This is a genomic window from Nitrospirillum amazonense, assembly GCF_029594735.1.
GTDB classification, from domain to species: domain Bacteria; phylum Pseudomonadota; class Alphaproteobacteria; order Azospirillales; family Azospirillaceae; genus Nitrospirillum; species Nitrospirillum amazonense.
Map to the genome: position 1 here is coordinate 1,924,772 of NZ_JARPAF010000002.1, position 18,282 is coordinate 1,943,053.

At 66.3% G+C, this 18,282-nt stretch carries 16 protein-coding genes; 11 read left to right on the forward strand and 5 right to left on the reverse strand.

Annotated features, from left to right (window positions below):
* Nucleotides 1-603: 603 nt before the first annotated feature.
* The 5 genes from P5F91_RS14825 (at nt 604) to P5F91_RS14845 (ending at nt 6,694) form a co-directional block, all read left to right on the forward strand.
* A complete protein-coding gene (locus tag P5F91_RS14825; protein ID WP_277907519.1) occupies nt 604-2,247 on the forward strand; it encodes a DEAD/DEAH box helicase in 1,644 nt (547 codons plus the stop codon).
* A 30-nt stretch (nt 2,248-2,277) separates the two neighbouring features.
* Entirely contained in the window at nt 2,278-2,520 is a 243-nt protein-coding gene (locus tag P5F91_RS14830; RefSeq protein ID WP_004273252.1) for an Lrp/AsnC ligand binding domain-containing protein, read from the forward strand.
* Nucleotides 2,521-2,804: 284 nt separating this feature from the next.
* Nucleotides 2,805-5,084 (forward strand): LPS-assembly protein LptD, encoded by a 2,280-nt coding sequence (locus tag P5F91_RS14835; RefSeq protein WP_277907520.1) that lies wholly within the window; start codon nt 2,805-2,807, stop codon nt 5,082-5,084.
* A 100-nt stretch (nt 5,085-5,184) separates the two neighbouring features.
* A complete protein-coding gene (locus P5F91_RS14840; protein WP_145609231.1) occupies nt 5,185-5,787 on the forward strand; it encodes a glutathione peroxidase in 603 nt (200 codons plus the stop codon).
* A 142-nt stretch (nt 5,788-5,929) separates the two neighbouring features.
* The gene (locus P5F91_RS14845) at nt 5,930-6,694 is read left to right on the forward strand and encodes a hypothetical protein (protein ID WP_145609230.1); all 765 of its coding nucleotides are present in this window, start codon (nt 5,930-5,932) and stop codon (nt 6,692-6,694) included.
* 62 nt (nt 6,695-6,756) lie between these two features.
* On the opposite strand, the gene P5F91_RS14850 is transcribed toward P5F91_RS14845, so the two are convergent.
* Nucleotides 6,757-9,315 carry an intermembrane phospholipid transport protein YdbH family protein gene (locus tag P5F91_RS14850; RefSeq protein WP_277907521.1) on the reverse strand — a complete coding sequence of 853 codons (2,559 nt, stop codon included), beginning with the start codon at nt 9,313-9,315 and terminating at the stop codon, nt 6,757-6,759.
* Between the two features lie 336 nt (nt 9,316-9,651).
* Here P5F91_RS14850 and P5F91_RS14855 point away from each other — a divergent pair, with 336 nt between their 5' ends.
* The 5 genes from P5F91_RS14855 (at nt 9,652) to flgH (ending at nt 13,760) form a co-directional block, all read left to right on the forward strand.
* A complete protein-coding gene (locus P5F91_RS14855) occupies nt 9,652-10,128 on the forward strand; it encodes a peptidylprolyl isomerase (protein WP_004272662.1) in 477 nt (158 codons plus the stop codon).
* Between the two features lie 292 nt (nt 10,129-10,420).
* The gene (flgF, locus tag P5F91_RS14860; protein ID WP_145609228.1) at nt 10,421-11,140 is read left to right on the forward strand and encodes a flagellar basal-body rod protein FlgF; all 720 of its coding nucleotides are present in this window, start codon (nt 10,421-10,423) and stop codon (nt 11,138-11,140) included.
* Nucleotides 11,141-11,177: 37 nt separating this feature from the next.
* Nucleotides 11,178-11,963 carry a flagellar basal-body rod protein FlgG gene (gene flgG, locus P5F91_RS14865; RefSeq protein ID WP_145609227.1) on the forward strand — a complete coding sequence of 262 codons (786 nt, stop codon included), beginning with the start codon at nt 11,178-11,180 and terminating at the stop codon, nt 11,961-11,963.
* Between the two features lie 25 nt (nt 11,964-11,988).
* On the forward strand, nt 11,989-12,993 hold the full coding sequence (gene flgA / locus P5F91_RS14870; RefSeq protein WP_145609226.1) for a flagellar basal body P-ring formation chaperone FlgA: 1,005 nt from the start codon (nt 11,989-11,991) through the stop codon (nt 12,991-12,993).
* Nucleotides 12,994-13,004: 11 nt separating this feature from the next.
* On the forward strand, nt 13,005-13,760 hold the full coding sequence (flgH, locus tag P5F91_RS14875; protein WP_145609225.1) for a flagellar basal body L-ring protein FlgH: 756 nt from the start codon (nt 13,005-13,007) through the stop codon (nt 13,758-13,760).
* A 235-nt stretch (nt 13,761-13,995) separates the two neighbouring features.
* Here flgH and P5F91_RS14880 read toward each other — a convergent pair whose 3' ends face one another.
* Nucleotides 13,996-15,471 (reverse strand): methyl-accepting chemotaxis protein, encoded by a 1,476-nt coding sequence (locus tag P5F91_RS14880; RefSeq protein ID WP_277907522.1) that lies wholly within the window; start codon nt 15,469-15,471, stop codon nt 13,996-13,998.
* A gap of 284 nt (nt 15,472-15,755) precedes the next feature.
* Nucleotides 15,756-15,932 (reverse strand): hypothetical protein, encoded by a 177-nt coding sequence (locus tag P5F91_RS14885; protein WP_277907523.1) that lies wholly within the window; start codon nt 15,930-15,932, stop codon nt 15,756-15,758.
* Between the two features lie 91 nt (nt 15,933-16,023).
* Between P5F91_RS14885 and P5F91_RS14890 the strand changes: the two genes are divergently transcribed.
* Nucleotides 16,024-16,884, forward strand: a complete 861-nt coding sequence (locus P5F91_RS14890) for an AraC family transcriptional regulator (RefSeq protein ID WP_246134291.1) — start codon at nt 16,024-16,026, stop codon at nt 16,882-16,884.
* A gap of 44 nt (nt 16,885-16,928) precedes the next feature.
* On the opposite strand, the gene dksA is transcribed toward P5F91_RS14890, so the two are convergent.
* Nucleotides 16,929-17,348, reverse strand: coding sequence for an RNA polymerase-binding protein DksA (gene dksA, locus P5F91_RS14895; protein ID WP_004272667.1), 420 nt, complete (start codon nt 17,346-17,348; stop codon nt 16,929-16,931).
* Between the two features lie 245 nt (nt 17,349-17,593).
* On the reverse strand, nt 17,594-18,016 hold the full coding sequence (locus P5F91_RS14900; RefSeq protein WP_145609222.1) for a flagellar assembly protein FliX: 423 nt from the start codon (nt 18,014-18,016) through the stop codon (nt 17,594-17,596).
* Between the last annotated feature and the right edge of the window lie 266 nt (nt 18,017-18,282).

Here is an 18,282-nt window from a genome sequence, read left to right on the forward strand (position 1 = left end):
CTCAACATCCGCCTGGCGCCGCCTCAGGTCACGCCTAGCCATTCCCATATGAGACTTGTCGTTGCCGCTCGCCGTTCCCCGGGGTGGCAGATGGGGCAGCAGATGGGGCGACAGATGGCCGCACCGGCTGGTGACCGTCAGGCGGGCGCGGGGATGGCCTCCGCCATCGACTCGGCGGCGGCCAGGCTGGGCACCCGCCCTCGGTCCGGTCGTCAGCTGCTGCATCCGGAGGACGCGACGAGGGCACGTCGCACAATCAACCCGGCGGCAGGATAAAAACCGGCTTCCCTTTTACCCCGGACTCGGGCGCGGAAGATGACACAACAGTTGACATTAAAGGAAATCCTTGCCCTTGCGGGCTGGAATTGATATCGAACGCGCGACCCTAGATCATGCCGCGACTTCCGCCAAGTCGCGCGTGGTTCCGGTATAGGCGGCGCCGGGCCGCCACGTGCAGGCCTGGATGCGGCCCCGATCCCGTTTGAAGACGGGCTTGGCGTGGGATGGCGGCCCCGCCGGCCCGGCACTTGATCCAAAGGGGGGCGCGGCGGTTCCGCCGGGTCCCGTCCTTTAACGACGCACATCATACAGATACAAGGTCGCATGCTTTTCTCGGAAATTGGGCTAGGCCCGGAAGTCCTTCGCGCGGTTGAAGACGCGGGCTATAGCCAGCCGACCCCGATTCAGGAAAAGGCGATCCCCTGGGTGCTGCAGGGCCGCGACGTGCTGGGCTGCGCCCAGACCGGCACCGGCAAGACGGCGTCGTTCACCCTGCCCATGATCGACATCCTGGCGTCCGGCCGTGCCCGCGCCCGCATGCCGCGCTCGCTGATCCTGGAGCCGACGCGCGAGCTGGCAGCGCAGGTGGCCGAGAACTTCGAGATCTACGGCAAGTACCACAAGCTGAACATGGCGCTGCTGATCGGCGGCGAGTCCTTCGGCGACCAGATCAAGAAGCTGGAGCGTGGCGTCGACGTCCTGATCGCCACCCCCGGCCGCATGATGGACCTGTTCGACCGCGGCAACATCCTGCTGTCGGACATTAAGATCCTGGTGATCGACGAAGCCGACCGCATGCTGGACATGGGCTTCATCCCGGATATCGAGCGCATCGTCGGACTGCTGCCCAAGATGCGCCAGACGCTGTTCTTCTCGGCCACCATGCCGCCGGAGATCCGTCGCCTGGCCGACGCCTTCCTGATGAACCCGCGCGAGATCACGGTGGCCCCGCCGGCCTCCCCCGCCGCCACGGTCACGCAGGCGGTGGCCATGGTGCGCAATGAGGACAAGCGCGAGGCCCTGCGCCACCTGCTGCGGACGGAAGAGGTGAAGAACGCCTTCATCTTCTGCAACCGCAAGCGCGACGTCGCCGTGCTGCACCAGTCGCTGACCAAGCACGGCTTCAACGCCGGCGCGCTGCACGGCGACATGGTCCAGTCCAAGCGCACCGAAACGCTGGAGCAGTTCCGCCAGGGTGAAATCTCGCTGCTGTGCTGCAGCGACGTGGCCGCCCGCGGCATCGACATCGCCGGTGTCAGCCACGTGTTCAACTTCGACGTGCCCCACCACGCCGACGACTACGTCCACCGCATCGGCCGCACCGGCCGCGCCGGGAAGACCGGCCGCGCCTTCATGCTGGCGACGCCGGACGACAGCCGCACCCTGGGCGCCATCGAAAAGCTGATCGGCCGGGAAATCCCGCGCATCATGATCGACGGTCTGGAAACCCCGGACATGTCTGAGGGCGAGAGCGAGGGCGGCCGCCGCCGCCGTTCAGCCCGGAGCGCCAGCCCGCGCGGCGAAACCAAGGGCCCCCGCCGCCGCGGTGGCAGCCGGGGCGATGCCGCCTCCGAACCCCCGCGCGAGGTCCAGGCCGAAGCCGCGACCGTGGCGGAGGAAACGGTGGAGGCCCGCAGGCCGGAGCGCCCGGAACGGCCTGAACGGCCGGAGCGCCAAGACCGTCCGGAGCGGGGCGGCCGTGACCGTGACCGTGACCGCAACCGGAACCGCGACAACCGGGGCGAAGCCCGGGAGGGCGGCCGGAGCGAGGGGGGCCGCAACGACACCCGTCCCCCGCGCCAGGATGACCGGGGCGAACCGCGCCGCCGCTGGCGGGACGAGGACGACGGCCCGACGGTCGTCGGCTTCGGCGACGATGTGCCGGCTTTCATGCTGCGTGTTGCCCGTCCCCTGGCCCGCGCTGTTCCACCGGAAACTTTTGACGGTTCCGACACGCCCGAGGCGTGACGGCGAACGGCGGAGGCTTGGAAGCATCCCATGCAGACCATCTTCGTGCAGATCAAGTGCGAACTGGGCAAGGCCTACGACGTGGCCGATTCGGCCGTGGAGACCCTGGAAGAGGTCTCAGAGGTCCATTCCATCTCCGGTCAGTACGACCTGATGATGAAGTGCTATCTGGGTGACGAGGCCGACATCGGCCATTTTGTCACCCAGCGCCTGCAGACCCTGCCGGGCGTCAAGGACACTTTCACCATCATCACCTTCAAGGCCTTCACCTGACATTCCCGCCGTCCCCTTGCGGGGCTGGTGCCGCCGTGGCGTTTCCCAGGATGGTGTTTCCGGGTCACGCGCCGACGATATCGGGAGATGAACCCGTGGAACGGGCCAGCCGTGTTGACTTGGCCCACGGCATGGGCAAGAAGGTGATCCATGAAGCGGAGCAAGGACATCGGCCACATGGCCCGGAACGGCGGCATCCCCACCCCCAGCCCCTGCGTACGCCCGGGCGAACTGACGGGGAGTGCGACGCGTTGAATCCCCGTCCCCTGACTGCGGAGCCGCCCATGGCCGCCACGCGGCGGCGTGCCGCCATCGCCGCCGCCCTGATGGTCGGCCTGATGTCCAGCACGGCGCTGGCGCAACAGCAGCCCGCGCCGCCCTCCAGCGGAGCGCCCGCCGCCCCTGCACCCACCCAGGCTGCCCCCCCGCAGGCCGCACCGAAGAAGGATCAGCCACCCGTCCTGCTGGAGGCCGACCAGGTCGACACGGACAATGAGCTGGGCATCACCACCGCGACCGGCAACGTGCAGCTGTCTCAGGGCGGCCACGTCGTACTGGCCGACACCATCAGCTACAGCGAGCGGTCCAACGTCATCACCGCCAGCGGCCACGTGGTCATGATCCAGCCGGATGGCGAGGTGATGTTCGGCGACTATGCGGAATTAACGGAGGACCAGAAGCAGGCCTTCGTCGACCAGTCCCGCATGCTGCTGCAGGACAACAGCCGCCTGGCCGGCTACCAGGCCGAACGCATCGATGGCCGCTACACCCGCGTCACCCGCGGCACCTACAGCCCCTGCAAGCTGTGCGAAGATGATCCCACGCGGCCGCCCACTTGGCAGATTCGCGCCAAGCAGGTGACGCACGACAATACGTCGCACGACATCTACTTCCGCGACGCCACCATCGAGGTGGCGGGCGTGCCCATCACCTACCTGCCCGCCTTCTCCATGCCCGATCCCACGGTGGACCGGCGCAGCGGCTTCCTGACGCCCACCATCGGCTACAACACCAATTTGGGCATGTTCGCGCGGGTGAAGTATTACTACGACATCTCGCCGGACAAGGACCTGCTGTTCGATCTGCTGCCCAGCGCCAACGACGGCCTGCTTCTGGGCACGAAATATCGCCAGCGCTTCACCAACGGCTACCTGGAACTTCAGGGGGCCGCCACCTACACGCAGAACCCGCAGGCGTCGTCCACCGGCACCATCAGCCCGACGGAACTGCGCGGCTGGGTGCAGGGCATTGGCCGCTTCGACATCGATGATTCCTGGCGCTGGGGTTTCGACCTGAACCGGGTCACCGACAACAACTTCCTGTTGCGCTACAACTACAGCGCTGAGCAGCTGCTGACCAGCCGCCTCTATACCGAGCACTTCGCTGGCCGCGACTACTTCAACGCCGGCATCTACGGCTTCCAGGATCTGCGCCCGTCCAACACGTTGGAAGAGCCGGTAGCCCTGCCGCTGATCACCTACAGCGCCCTGGGCGAGCCGGGCGATACGCTGGGTGGCCGCTGGTCCTTCGACGCGCAGTACCTGGACCTGTGGCGCGAGCAGGGTGTGCGCTCCCGCCGGGCCTCGCAGGTCGCGGGCTGGCAGGGCGATTACACCAACAGCCTGGGCATGGTCACCACCGTCAACGCCCTGCTGCGGACCGACGCCTACGCCATCGGCAACCTGAAGGACGCTGCCAACGGCGGCCCCCGGGACGACTTCACCCGCTTCCGCGTCTTCCCCCAGGGCCAGATCATGACCCGCCTGCCCTTCGTGCGCGAGGACGGCACCGTGTCGGAGATGATCGAGCCCATCGTGGCCTTCACCGCCGCGCCCAACTACCACAACAGCCGCGATCTGCCGAACGAGGACAGCGAGGATATCGAGTTCGATTCCACCAACCTGTTCCGCCTCAGCCGCTATCCCGGCGTCGACCTTCTCGATGGTGGCCAGCGCGTGACCTACGGTGTGCGCGCCGGCGTCTACGGCAATGGCGGCGGCAGCAGTACCCTGTTCTTCGGTCAGAGCTACCGCCTGCAGCACAACACCGACTTCGCGGTCAATTCCGGCCTGTACAGCCGCCAGTCCGACTATGTCGGCCGCCTGGAACTGACCCCCAGCCCGTGGATGGACGTCAGCTACGGTTTCCGGCTGGATCCGACCAGTGGCGCCCAGCGCATGCACGATTTCACCGGATCGTTCGGCCCATCCATTTTCCGCGTGTCAGGCAGCTACCTGTACATCAACAAGCTGGAACTGCAGAACGGCACGACGGCCGACACCACCGCCAACCTGCAGGAAGTCAGCGGCGGCGTGACCTCGTCCTTCCTGAAGTACTACACGGTGGGCCTTTCCACCCGGTACAACCTGGCCGAAGGCGGCGGGCCCGTATCCACCAGCCTGACCACCACCTACCAGGACGACTGCTACACCTTCTCGCTGATCATGGAGCGTGATTACGCCCAGCGTGTCGGCCTGGCGTCCGGCAACCGCATTTACTTCCGGATGATCTTCAACAAGCTGGGCACCTTCGTCAGCCCGGCCTTCACCGGCACCTCGCATTAGTTTTGCAGGTAACCCGGTTACGGGGTTTATAGTCCGGTATCGCGACCAGGCGGGCCCCCAGGCAGCGGGGCCCCGCCACCGATATCCGAGGAAGAACCCCATGCCCGCTTCCCTGCTGACCCGCCGCGTCCTGTTCCGGGGCCTGGCCATGGCCGCCTTGGCCGTCGCCGGCTTGGCCGCCGCCCGCCATGTCGATGCCGCCACCCCGTTGCCCAGCTCCGCCGCGGGCTCGGCATATGATTACAAGTTCACCTCCATCGACGGCGATCCGCTGCCCCTCAGCCAGTTCAAGGGCAAGGCCATCCTGGTGGTGAACACCGCGTCCCTCTGCGGCTTCACCCCGCAGTACAAAGGCCTTGAGGCGCTCTACACCGCCTACAAGGACAAGGGCCTGGTGGTGCTGGGCGTACCCGCCAACGATTTCGCCGACCAGGAACCGGGCAGCAACAAGGAGATCAAGCACTTCTGCGACGCCAACTTCGCCGTCGACTTCCCCATGACGGAGAAGGAGACGGTGACCGGCGACAAGGCCCATCCTTTCTACAAGTGGGTCAGCAGCGCCAAGGGCGCGCCAAAGTGGAATTTCCATAAGTACCTGATCAGCCCCGAGGGCGCGCTGATCGCCGCCTTCCCCAGCAAGGTGGAACCGGAATCGCCGGAACTGAAAGCCGCCATCGACGCGGCGCTGTCGCACAACGGTTGAGAGCCGACGTGGCCGCGGCGGGGCGTGCCACCGCCTGTGCCATTGGCCCGTAGTGCGTATAGGCCGACAGCCGCTTGAGTTTGGCAGGCGGCCCCGCTAGGGTCAGGCCCGGGAGGCTTTGTTTCCCGGGCTTACTAATTCCTTGTTCTCCCTGACCTATCTGCTGGGTGTTGGCGCCACCATGAGTTATGGCCTCTATGATCACAGCCGCCGAGCCCGCCGCCGTTTCTGGGGGCGTCTGGGCAAGTTCCTGCTGCTGGCCGGTGTCGTCGGCGTCGCCTGCGCCTTCAGCTATGAGGTGGGGCAAGAACAATTGATCCGCCGGGAACAAAGCCTGCAGACGCAACTGACCCAGGCCCAGTCCGCCAAGGAAGAGACCGAGCGCAAGGTCGCCCAGCTGCAAGCGGCGCTGCAGACCGCCGAGGTGCGCGTCAGCGAGCTGCAGGTGCGCTATGACCGCGACGTGCCCACGGGCGACCTGGGCCGGTTGAAGGACCTGCTGGCCAAGAAGATGGTGGAGGGCGTCGATGCCGGCCGCCTGGCCCTGATCATCGAGCAGACGGGCACCCCCCGCTCCTGCGGCAAGGCGGAGACCAAGCGCTTCGTCCTGTCGACCTCGCTGTACAAGGGTCCCAACACCTCGGCCGGCTTCGCCGACGGCGCCATCACCGTCTCTGGCGAGGGCGCCACGTCGCGCAGCCCCGATGGCGCGCCGCAATCCTGGTTCGACCCGGCCAAGCCGGTCACCCTGAAGTTCACCGACAAGAACGGCAAGGAAACCCAGACCACGGGCATGCTGCCGCTGCAGCATTCGGTGATCATCGACGACACCGAATACCGCTTCAAGATCAGCCCCGGTTCACGCTCCTTCGTGGACGTGGTGGGCGATCACTGCCCGTTCCCGTGATGCACAGCCCTTGGTCGATCACGATCAGGGGCTCCCAAGCGCCGGGTGATGCCCAACATCCCTTACTGCCGTCGTTCTGAGGCACCGGTGGCCGACAGGTCACCGGCGTCCAGTTCCAGGTCCAGGTCGACCGGATAGCCGCCATAGAACCCCGGGTTGACGCCGCGCAGCAGCAGGCGGGCGCGGGGGTCGGTCAGGATCGGGCCCTTGGGCTCCAACGTCAGGGCCTGGTAGTCGTAATCGGCCAGCGCCCGGGTCACCAGCGCCACCTTGCCGTTGTGGTCGGGGTTCAGCACCACCGGCACACCGGCACCGGTCGTATCCGCATAGCCGATGTGGCCGGGCGCCTCCGCCTGCAGGCCGCCATAGGCCAGTACCGGCGCCATGCCGTCGAAGCGTCCCAGCAAGCGCCCAGCAAGCTTCCCTTGCAGGGTGTAGCCGGCCGCCGTCCATGCCGGCAACGCCTGGGCCAAATCCACCTCCGCCACCGTGGCGCTGAAGCCGCCGCCCTCCTCCGGCGACAGATGCACGTGGCCGCCGGCCCAGGCCAAATCGCCGCCTTGCAGCAGCACCCGGCCATCCGCCAGCTGGAAATCCAACCCGACGTCCTCCAGCGCCAGGGCGGCACGCACGGCCTTGGCCTCGATATGCTGGGCAGGCGGGCTGTGCAGCGGGAACAGCCCGTCCAGCGCCACCGCCCCCTTGAGGCCGTCGATGGCCAGCGATGGGCCGGCGAGGCTGACGGCATCGGCCCGCACCTCCCCCGACCCGGTCAGATGCCCCTGCTCCCACGACAGATGGGCGCGGCCCACCACCGTGCCCAGGCCCTGGATCGGTCCCGCCAGGCCGGCGCCAGGCAGCAGGCGGCTGAGATCCGGCACGTTGGACAGCGTCAGCGGCTCCAGCACCGCTGCCGCCTCCCCCCGCTTTTCCACCCCTGTCCAATGCCCGCTCAGCCTCAGGGTCAGGGGCGTGCCCAGTCCCCGGGCCTGGCCCGCCAGGGTCAGCGTGGCGGCCGGATCGCCGGACAGGGTGACGGCCAGGGCCAGGGGCGGCAGCATCGTGCCTGCCACACGGCCGCCATCCAGGGTCAGCTGCCAGGGATTGGCGCGGTTGGCGCGATCGAAGCCGGCGGACAGATGGGCCCCTTCCAACCTACCGCCCAGCAGCACCGGCGCCTCCACCGACGCGGCGGACGCCTCCAGGGCGCTCAAGCCGCCGGCATCCCAATCGGCGGCGATATGCAGGCCGGTGGTGCCACCGGCGATGAGGGGCGCGGCAGACGGCCCCAGGCGCCCCACCAAGGCGCCCTGCGCCTCGGCATGCCCCCGGCGGTCCTTGCCCAAACCGCCGCGCCAGGTCATCACCAGGTGGCCGTCGGCACCGGGGTCCCAGCCCAGGCTGACCGGCGTCCCCTGGCCGTCCCGCAACCGCCCCCCTGCCTGCGCTGCGCGGGTCAGGTCCAGGCGCCAGGCGCCATCGCCTTCCGGCGTCAGGTTTCCGCCGCCGTTGAGGAAGGCCGCCATCAGCGGCAATTCCGGCGCCGTCATCCCCTCTGCCGCGACGGTCACGGCCAGGGCGCCCCCCTCCGCGGTGCCGGCCACGGTCAGCAGCCCCTCGCCGCTCCAGGTCCCCACCCCCCGGGCGCGCAGGGTAATGCCCCACGGCGCAGCGGGCATGGTGGCCTGTATGCCGGTGCCCTGAATGCCAGTCCAGGGCTTGGCTCCCTCCAGGGCCAGGTGGGCGTTGGGCGTCTCGGCGGTGGCGCTCACGGTCCAGCGGTCACCGCCGCCCTGTGCCACCAGATGGGCGGAAATGGGGCCTCCCCAATCGCGCACGCGCAGGTCCGTCACCGTCAGTTCAGCCTTGGCCGTTCCCTTGGGGCCGGCAGCCACGGTGCCCGACACCATCGGGGTGGCGCCTGGCGCCGCGACCAGCCGCAGCGCGGGGCCATCCGCCGTCCTGGTCAGGCTGACGGTCACGGCGAGCGCGGGCCAGCCGGCCGCCGGCTCCATCACCGCCTGCCCTTGCCACGCGCCCGCTTCTACCCCGTCCCCCGCCCTGTGATCGAGCGTGGCGTGCAAGGCCAAGGGCATCGACCAATCCCCGTGGATCAGCTGGGCCGATCCAATGTCCACATGGTCGATGGGCAGATCGGTCAAGCGCGCCAGCGCCTGCCCATCCAGATGGCCGGCATCCAGGCTGACCCCGGTCAGCGCCAGGCGCGCCGGATGGCCCCAGGGTACCAGGCCGGCGAAGGTCACCAGCGCGGTGTCCGCCTCCAGCCCCGGTTGCAGGCGCACCCCCGCCTCCAGCCAACCCCAGCCGGCGTGCCGCACCGTCACCTGGGCATCGGCGAAGCCAGCCTCGACCAGGGCCGCCTTCAGCCTCTGTTCCGCCGTGGCCGGCAGAATCAGCCGGCCGGCCAAAATGCCCCCCGCGATGGCCAGGGTGACAGGAACCAGGCCCCACAGCCAACGGGCCCCCCACGGCGGCAGCCCGGCCTTGAACGAGATCGGCCACCGCCACCCCGGCAGCGCGGCCCGCCACGACGGCAGGCGCCACGCGCCGGGCGTCACGCGACGCTTGGCCTTGGGGGCGCGCAGGTGTGGGGGCCGCATTCCGGGCGGCGGCCGTAACGGCGGCATGGACATGGGGTGTACAAGTCCCTTCCCGGCCCCGGTGGTACCCGAAACCGTGGTGGAGAGTGGCAAGACCGGCGACGGACCACAAGCAGCAGCACAGCCCCCTGTGCGCAGCAAGGTCCAGTCACCGACCTTGATCGCTCCCTCATGCAAGTCGCTTGCCGATTTTGGCCCCCCAACCCGCGAATTTTGCCGCGGGCGGGAAGCGGCTGCGCCAGAAGGGCGGTTCAAATCGGGCGGCGGGGGCGCTATGGTCCGCCGACCGGCAAAGCCGGACACGGACGCGCCCACCACAAGAACGAGCTTCCCAAAATGGATCTTGAGAACACCCTGTATCTCGACCTGCCGGCCGGCCGCGTCGTCATCGCGCTCCGCCCCGACCTGGCCCCCAACCATGTCGCCCGCATCAAGGAACTGGCCCGCGACGGCTTCTACAACGGCCTGAGCTTCCACCGTGTCATCGAGGGCTTCATGGCCCAGGGCGGCTGCCCCATCGGCGACGGTACCGGCGGTTCGGGCAAGAAGCTGAAGGCGGAATTCTCGGCCGAGCCGCATGTGCGCGGTGTCTGCTCCATGGCCCGCGCCATGAACCCGGACAGCGCCGACAGCCAGTTCTTCATCTGCTTCGACGACGCCACCTTCCTGGACCGCCAGTACACCGTCTGGGGCAAGGTCACCGAGGGCATGGAATTCGTCGACGCCCTGAAGAAGGGCAGCCGCCGTGACAACGGCAGCGTCACCGACCCCGACAAGATCGTGAAGATGCAGGTCGCGGCCGACGCCGCCTGATCCTGGCATCTCTCATCCGATTCAAGGTTCGACCGCCCGCCCCCTAAAGGGGCGGGCGGTCGGCTTTTGGAGACGGTACCGGATCGGGGGGTAAAAACCGCCGCCCGGAACCAGCTTGGCCCCCCTGGTCCGGCAGAAACTGCCGCAAGGGGAAGCCCCTGCCGTCCTTGCCCACCCCGCCCCAAGCTAAGTCATTGATTTCCATTGATCCCGAATGTTGGCACACCCCCTGCATATAGGGAGGCGACTAACAAGCGGCCGGCATCGACCGGCAGCGACGTTCGAGGCGAAAATGGAAAACCCGATTTACGTGGCGCTGTCCCGTCAGGAGGCGCTGTCCCGGCAGCTGGATGTGGTGGCGAACAACATCGCCAACATGAACACGACGGGCTACAAGCAGCAGCGCATGCTGTTCCAGGAATACCTGGAGAAGCCGGCCCGCGGCGAACGGGTCTCCTTCGTCCAGGACTACGGCCTGATGCGCGACACCCGCGCCGGCGCCCTGCAGGTGACGAACAACACCCTGGACCTGGCGCTGAAGGGCGACGGCTACTTCACGGTGGAGACGCTGTCCGGCCCGCGCTACACCCGCGCCGGCAATTTCCAGCTGAACGACCGTCGTGAGATCGTGGACCAGAACGGCCTGCCCGTGCTGGACACCAACGACAACCGCATCACCGTCCCCGACGGCACCACCGACCTGAAGATCCAGGGCGACGGCACCGTGATGGCCGACCGCGCCCAGTTGGGCAAGCTGAAGATCGTCAGCTTCGACGACCAGCAGCAGATGCAGACCTTGGGCGGCGGCCTGATGACCACGACCCAGACGCCGCGCCCCTCGGCCAACCCGCAGGTGACGCAGGGTGCGGTCGAGGCCTCCAACGTGCAGGCCATCGTCGAATCCACCGCGATGATCGACGTGCTGCGCCAATACCAGATGACCCAGAAGCTGGTGGACGAGGAACACGATCGCATCCGCAACGCGATCAGCCACCTCGCCAAAGCCCAATAACGCCCTCGTGACGCCGAAGAAGTAGGAGAAACAGATCATGCGCAGCCTCTCCATCGCCGCCACGGGTATGCAGGCCCAGCAGACCAACGTCGAAGTCATCTCGAACAACATCGCGAACATGACGACGACCGGGTTCAAGCGCCAGCGCGCCGAATTCCAGGACTTGCTCTACCAGAACATGCGCCGCGTCGGTTCCAACTCCTCCGATGCCGGCACCATCGTCCCGACCGGCATCCAGATCGGCGCCGGCGTGAAGACGGCGGCCGTGTACCGCATCAACGAGCAGGGCAACATCACCACCACCGGCAACAGCCTGGACCTGGCGATCAACGGCAACGGCTTCTTCCAGGTGACGCTGCCCAGCGGCCAGATCGCCTACACCCGCGCCGGCTCCTTCTCGCTGAATGCCAACAGCCAGGTCGTCACCTCCGACGGCTACCTGCTGAACCCCGGCTTCACCATTCCGCAGAACGCGGTGGACATCTCGGTGGACGCCTCGGGCCAGGTGCAGGCCAAGATCGACGGCCAGGTGAACCCGGCCATCGTCGGCCAGCTGACCTTGGCGAACTTCCCCAACGCGGCCGGCCTGGAAGCCATCGGTGACAACCTGCTGCTGGAAACCCCGGCCTCGGGCCAGCCGGCCACGGCCGTCCCCGGCTCCACCGGCTTCGGCCGCATCACCCAGAACGCGCTGGAAACCTCCAACGTCAACGTCGTGACCGAGATCACCAACCTGATCCAGGCGCAGCGCGCCTACGAGATGAACTCGCGCGTCGTGACCACGACGGACCAGATGCTGCAGTCCATCACGAACATGAAGTGATGACGGCGGATAGCGGAGAACAGTCATGAAAGCCTTGGCCACCATCCTGCTGGGCACCAGCATCCTTTTCAGCGCCGGCGCCGCCACGGCCGCCGACCTGCACGGCGATGTGGACGTCAACGCCGACACCATCCACCTGGGCGACCTGTTCGACGCGCTGGGCCCCAACCAGGCCACCATCGTCATCGGCCAGGCCCCGGCGCCCGGCCACCGCATCACCTACGACGCCTCGGTGCTGGACCGCATCGCCGCCGCCAACGGCGTGGCTTGGAAGTCCACCGGTAACGAGCGCGTGATCGTCAGCCGCCCCTCGGTGGACGTGACCGCCGACCAGATCCAGGCCGCCTTCACCAAGGCCCTGGCCGACGCCGGCGCGCCGGCCGGCATGGAAGTGCAGCTGGACAACCCAGGCACCGTCCTGCGCCTGCCGGCCAACAGCGACAGCAGCATCGGCTTCACCAACGTGAACTACGACGCCGCCCGCGGCCGCGCCACCGGCGACCTGGTGATCCCGGCCAAGGGCGAACCCGTCATTCGCCAGAGCTTCGGCGCCCGCGTGGCCGTCATGGTCACCCTGCCGGTGCTGAACCGCCGCGTGGCCCCTGGCGAGACCATCGCCGCCAGCGACGTGGAATGGACCAAGGTGCCGCGCACCCGCATCAGCGGTGACGTGGTGACCGAGGCGCGCGACCTGATCGGCCTGACCGTGCGCCACGGCGCCAGCCCCTACCAGCCGGTGCGCACCGATGAGGTGCGGGCGCCGGTGGTGGTCACCCGCGGCGCCCTGGTCACCATGATGCTGCAGTCCGGCAACATGACCCTGACGGTCCAGGGTCGCGCCCAGACCGAAGGCGGCGTCAACGAGATCATCCGCGTCACCAACACCGCCAGCAACCGGACCATCGATGCCCGTGTCGCCGGCCCCGACCTTGTCATGGTGCAGCCGACGGCCCAAGCCCCCATTGGCCAGGCCCCCCAGGGGCAGTTCAACGCCGCCGCGACCCGCACCACCCGTACCGCCCTGAATTGAGGAGAGACATCATGCCTGTGCCTTCCACCATCCGCGCTCTCCTCATCGCCACCGTCGCCGCCGTGGCGCTCAGCGGCTGCGGCGCCGTCGACCGCATCAACAACATCGGCAAGGCGCCGGACATGAGCACCCTGTCCGACCCCACGACGCAGAAGGGCTACCAGCCGGTGCGCATGCCCATGCCCACCCCGCCGGTGCTGGAGCGCCAGGCCAACTCGCTGTGGCGGCCGGGTGCCCGCGCCTTCTTCAAGGACCAGCGCGCCAGCCAGACCGGCGACATCCTGACCATCGCCATCTCCATCAACGACAGCGCCGACGTCTCCAACGAGACCAAGCGGTCGCGTGCCAATTCCGACAGCATGGGCATCCCCAACTTCTTCGGCCTGGAGGCCCAGATCCCGAAGGTGTTGAACTCCGCCACCTCGGCTTCCAGCCTGGTGTCGACCACCAGTGCCAAGGCTTCGGACGGCAAGGGCACGGTCGCCCGCTCCGAAAAGATCGACCTGAAGATCGCCGCCCTGATCACCCAGGTCCTGCCCAATGGCAACCTGGTCATCCAGGGCAAGCAGGAAGTGCGCGTGAACTACGAACTGCGCGAGCTGACCATCCAGGGCATCATCCGGCCCGAGGACATCGACAACACCAACGCCATTTCCTACGAGAAGATCGCCGAAGCCCGCATCTCGTACGGTGGCCGCGGCCAGATCACCGATGTGCAGCAGGAACGCTACGGCCAGCAGCTGCTGGATGTCCTCCTGCCCTTCTGATGACCACCTGACCACCATCCTCTGACAGCGGCCCGGCGGAGCCCCCGCCGCCGGGTTTCCCCACAACCTTTCGGCCGACGCGGCCGCAGCGGATCACCCGAGTTCCATTTTCGCCTGTTAGTCCCCCGCGTCCACGGGGCCTCTGTGGACCTTTGTTGACCTCGAACAAACTGAAAAGGGCCGGTGTCGCGTGCACCGGCCCTTCTTTTATCCAGGTACTGACAGCCCTTGAAAACTAACGAGCCAGGACGCGGGCGGCTTCCTTGGTCCGCCCCACCGCTTCGCCCACCTGCTGATTGGCGGCCGAGATGCTGGACAGGCTGCGGGTCACCGTTTCCACGGCACCGGCCGTCTTCTGCATGTTCGACGACATGTCGCGGGTGACGGCGCTCTGCTCCTCCACGGCGCTGGCGGTCGATGCCACGAACTCCCGCACCGTGCTGATGGATTGGCGGATAGCGTCCAGCGAGCCGACCACGTCACCGGACACGGCCTGCATGCCCTCGATCTCCTCCGAGATCTTCTGGGTAGCCTTCGCGGACTGGTTGGCCAGGTTCTTGACCTCCGTCGCCACCACGGCGAAGCCCTTGCCGGCGTCCCCTGCCCGCGCTGCCTCTATGGTCGCGTTCAACGCCAGCAAATTGATCTGTCCGGCGATGGTGCGGATGACGTCAACCACGCCTTCCATCGATTTCGCGACCTCAGCCAGGCGCTGGGTGGCCGCGTCGGCGCGCACCGCCAGTTCGGCGGTATTTTCGGCCGCCGACCGGGACTGGGTCATGCTCTGCGCGATTTCGCGGATGGAAGCGGCTAGTTCCTCCGCGCTTGACGCCATCATCTGGACCGCGCCGGACGTCTCGCCCGCGGCCTGAGCGGCATCCTCGGACTGCTGGGCCGACTGCGTCACGGCTTGATCAATCTCACCGAAATTCCGATCAATGAGGGTCTTCAGATCCGCCATCGTCTGGACATGGGCGGTGATGTCGGTCGCATACTTCACCACTTTGAACGGCTTGCCGTTGAGGTCGAGAATGGGGTTGTAGGAGGCCTCGATCCAGACCTCCTTCCCGCCTTTGCCGAGGCGCTTGAATTGCGCCGCACGGAATTCACCCCGTCGTAGGTCTCGCCAAAAAGCGTGATAAGCGCCGCTGTCCCGCGTCTCCGCATCGACAAATAAGCTGTGGTGGCGGCCCCTTATCTCATCAAGCGAGTATCCCATGGTCCGGAGGAAATTCCCGTTGGCCGTAAGGATCGTCCCATCCATCGCGAACTCGATCACCGCCTGGGATTTATTGATCGCCTCAACCTGGCCGCGCAGGTCGACATATTCCATCTTTTGCGCCGTCACATCGGTGGCGAATTTGACGACCTTGAAAGGCCGCCCGCTGCGGTCACAGATCGGATTGTAGGACGCCTCGATCCAGACCTCCCTCCCGCCCTTGCCGATCCGTTTGAACTGCGCCGCCTGGAACTCCCCCCTTCGCAGGACGTCCCAAAACCGCGCGTACTCGGCGCTTTCCTTGAGCCTCGGCTCCATGAACAGGCTGTGATGACGACCTTTGATTTCATCCCAGGTATAGCCCATGACCTTCAGGAAATTGGCGTTGGCCGCCAGGATCGTGCCATCGAGGGCAAACTCGATGATGGCTTGAGACTTGTCCAAGGCCGCCAGCTTCCCGGCCATTTCACGGCTGTGACGCGTTTCGAACATTGGGCACCTCCATGTATTTGCGGCTGATCTGGCGGACGTCGACAGCGTATCGCTGCCAGGAATCATCATTGCCGATCCACACAATACTGATTTAGAGTATTATTTGTTAATTGACCGTTAATAAAGCCAACTCCTTTATAATATAAAAGATATATACCAGTCGACTCGTAATGATGTTATGTTGTTCTATCTGATCTAAATTTTCCTATATTTGTTGGCAATGCGACATTTTATCCTAACAATCTTATGGATTTTTACTTGTCGTACGGCGCCAGAGCTTGGCGTCAAGCGCCGAATCCGGAGATCATCGGGTTAGGTTTGATCTCGCTCAGTGGCTTCGCCACCTTGGAGATGGTACGAATCGACGCCAGCACGATCATCGTATGACCTGAGCGCGAGGACGATAGGACATTGGCCGCAACACGCACGGACGCGGGAACAGCCGCCTTACCGCTGTCCAATCACTTGTCCTTCAACACGTCGAAGACGGACGAAGCGGTGGCGTTCGCCGAGAGCCGCCTTGCCGCCACGGTAGTGCGAGGGCCTGTCTCAATGCCGACCTGCGACACCCGGGCGAACCATTGCCGCCTCCCGGGAAGTGACCTCTGGTTTTGTTCTTATGGCTTTCCCGTCACACTGAACTTTAGTGAAGGGACATACATGAGGCTGCAAATCCCTTGGACGGGTAGCGGCCAGACAAGCACCGCTGGTCAGGCTGTCGCCTTGGCCCCAACCATGGCCTGCGTCTCCTCCGCTGATGCGAAGATCGATTTTCATCAGGGATTCCAGCAATTCGCCTGGCGCGTGCCGGTTGCCATGTTGACTAGAAAACTCGCCGCCCTGACCGGCGAGGCCATAGATGGCCCGTTGAACTTCAAAGCCGCGCTGGACCTCCAGACCCCCAACGGGCGCGCCTTGAGGGAGATTCTCTCCAACTTGGCCAACGCCGCGAACAACTTGCCCGGGCCCGCCGCCCGTCTGGTTCTGGCGGAGTTGGAGCAGGCGCTGACGACCTCTTTGCTGGTCACCGGCACGCATGACTACCGGCCCATCCTCGACGGCCCTGTTCGTGGGATCGCGCCGTGGCAAGTCCGACGGGCAGAAGACTTCATCGAAGCCCACGCCGACGACCCCCTGACGATCGAGGATATCGTCAGGGCCACCGGAGCCAGCGCGCGCAGCGTCTTTCGCGCGTTCGCCGAACACCGCGGTTATTCACCCATGGAGTTCCTGAAACGGACGCGACTGAAACGCGCGCGCCTGATGGCGGAGAGCGGACTGCCCGCGCTTACCGTCACAGAGATCGCCCTTTCCTGTGGTTACAGCGATCTAAGTCGTTTCAGTAAGGATTTCCTGGCGGCGTTCGGCGAAACGCCATCCACCGTTCTGCGCCGGCACCGGAACATATACTGAACTGCGACGTGACGGCCCCAAGGCCGCCACGCCCAGCTGCGGGTTCAATCGTCGCGCTGCGTGCGCTCCATCCGCTCATGCCGTTCCTGGGCTTCCACCGACAGGGTGGCGATGGGGCGGGCCTCCAGGCGGCGGACACCGATGGGCTCCCCCGTCTCCTCGCAATAGCCGTATTCGCCCAGTTCGATTCGTTCGATGGCCTCATCGATCTTGCTGATCAGCTTGCGCTCCCGGTCCCGGGTGCGCAGTTCCAGGGACCGGTCGGTTTCCGCCGAGGCGCGGTCGGCGATGTCCGGTTCCTGAATGCCGCCATCCTGGAGATTGACCAGGGTTTCGGTGGACTCCTTCAAAAGCTCCGCACGCCATTGCAGCAGCTTCTGACGGAAGTACTCCGTCATCACGGGGCTCATGTACGGCTCATCCTCGGACGGGCGGTAATCCGGGGGAAGTATCGGAGACGACATATGTTTTGGTCCGAATCCAGTGTGATCGAGACGGCGCGGAGTATAGGGAGACGCAACGCAACCCGCAATACTGCGCGCAGCATCGGGATGCGATGTTTAAGCCACTGAAATGGATGGGAATTGTGCCCACTCCCGCCCAAAGCGAGAAGGCGGCCGGCCATTCGGATTACAGGTATAAGCGTATAAGAATAGGACGGCTCTCCGTCCGCGGGCGGCCGCGTTGCGCCACCCCTCTCCCCCGCGCCTCAGCGCGACGCCGATTCGAACTTGGCCAGTTCCACCTGCGCGCGCAGGTCGATCTCATCCAGCACTTCCTGCAGGCGGGGGTCGGCCACCGTCTCGCGCCGGCTCTGCACCATGCGCACCAGATCCTGCAGCCGTTCGCGCGGGAAGGTGCCGGCCAGCAGGCCCAGCCGCAGCTCGTCCAGCTTGTCCAACAGATTTTCCGCCCGCTGGCGGGCCTTGCGCTTGGAGTTCAGCGCGTCGTCGACCTCTTGCAGGGCCAGCAGCGGCGTGATGGCCATCGCGGTCTGCGCGCCGGTCATGGACTTCACGCCCTCATCACCGTCGCCTTCGGATACCTGGGTGCGGAAGCTGTCGCCGCCGGCCCGTTGCGTTTTGCGCGTCTGGCTGGAGGGAAGGGAGGAACCGGGACCTTGGATCTTCATGTCGTGCCGCCACCGCAATCTGGGCCAGCCGCCCGGTACACCCGGACCTCATCACCCGTTCCTCCCCCGACAGGGCCGGAAAAAGGGGGCGATTCCGCCGGTTTGGCGGGCCTGCGGCCTGTCTTATTGTTACCACCCGCAGGGAAGACGCGCATAGGGCAATTTTTGCCGGGGATATTCGGCCGCTTCCGGTCATAACCGGGGGCTGGCGGCCCTGGTTCCGGCGGCTGCCCCTGGGAAACCGCCGGATTTGGGCGCATGCTGCG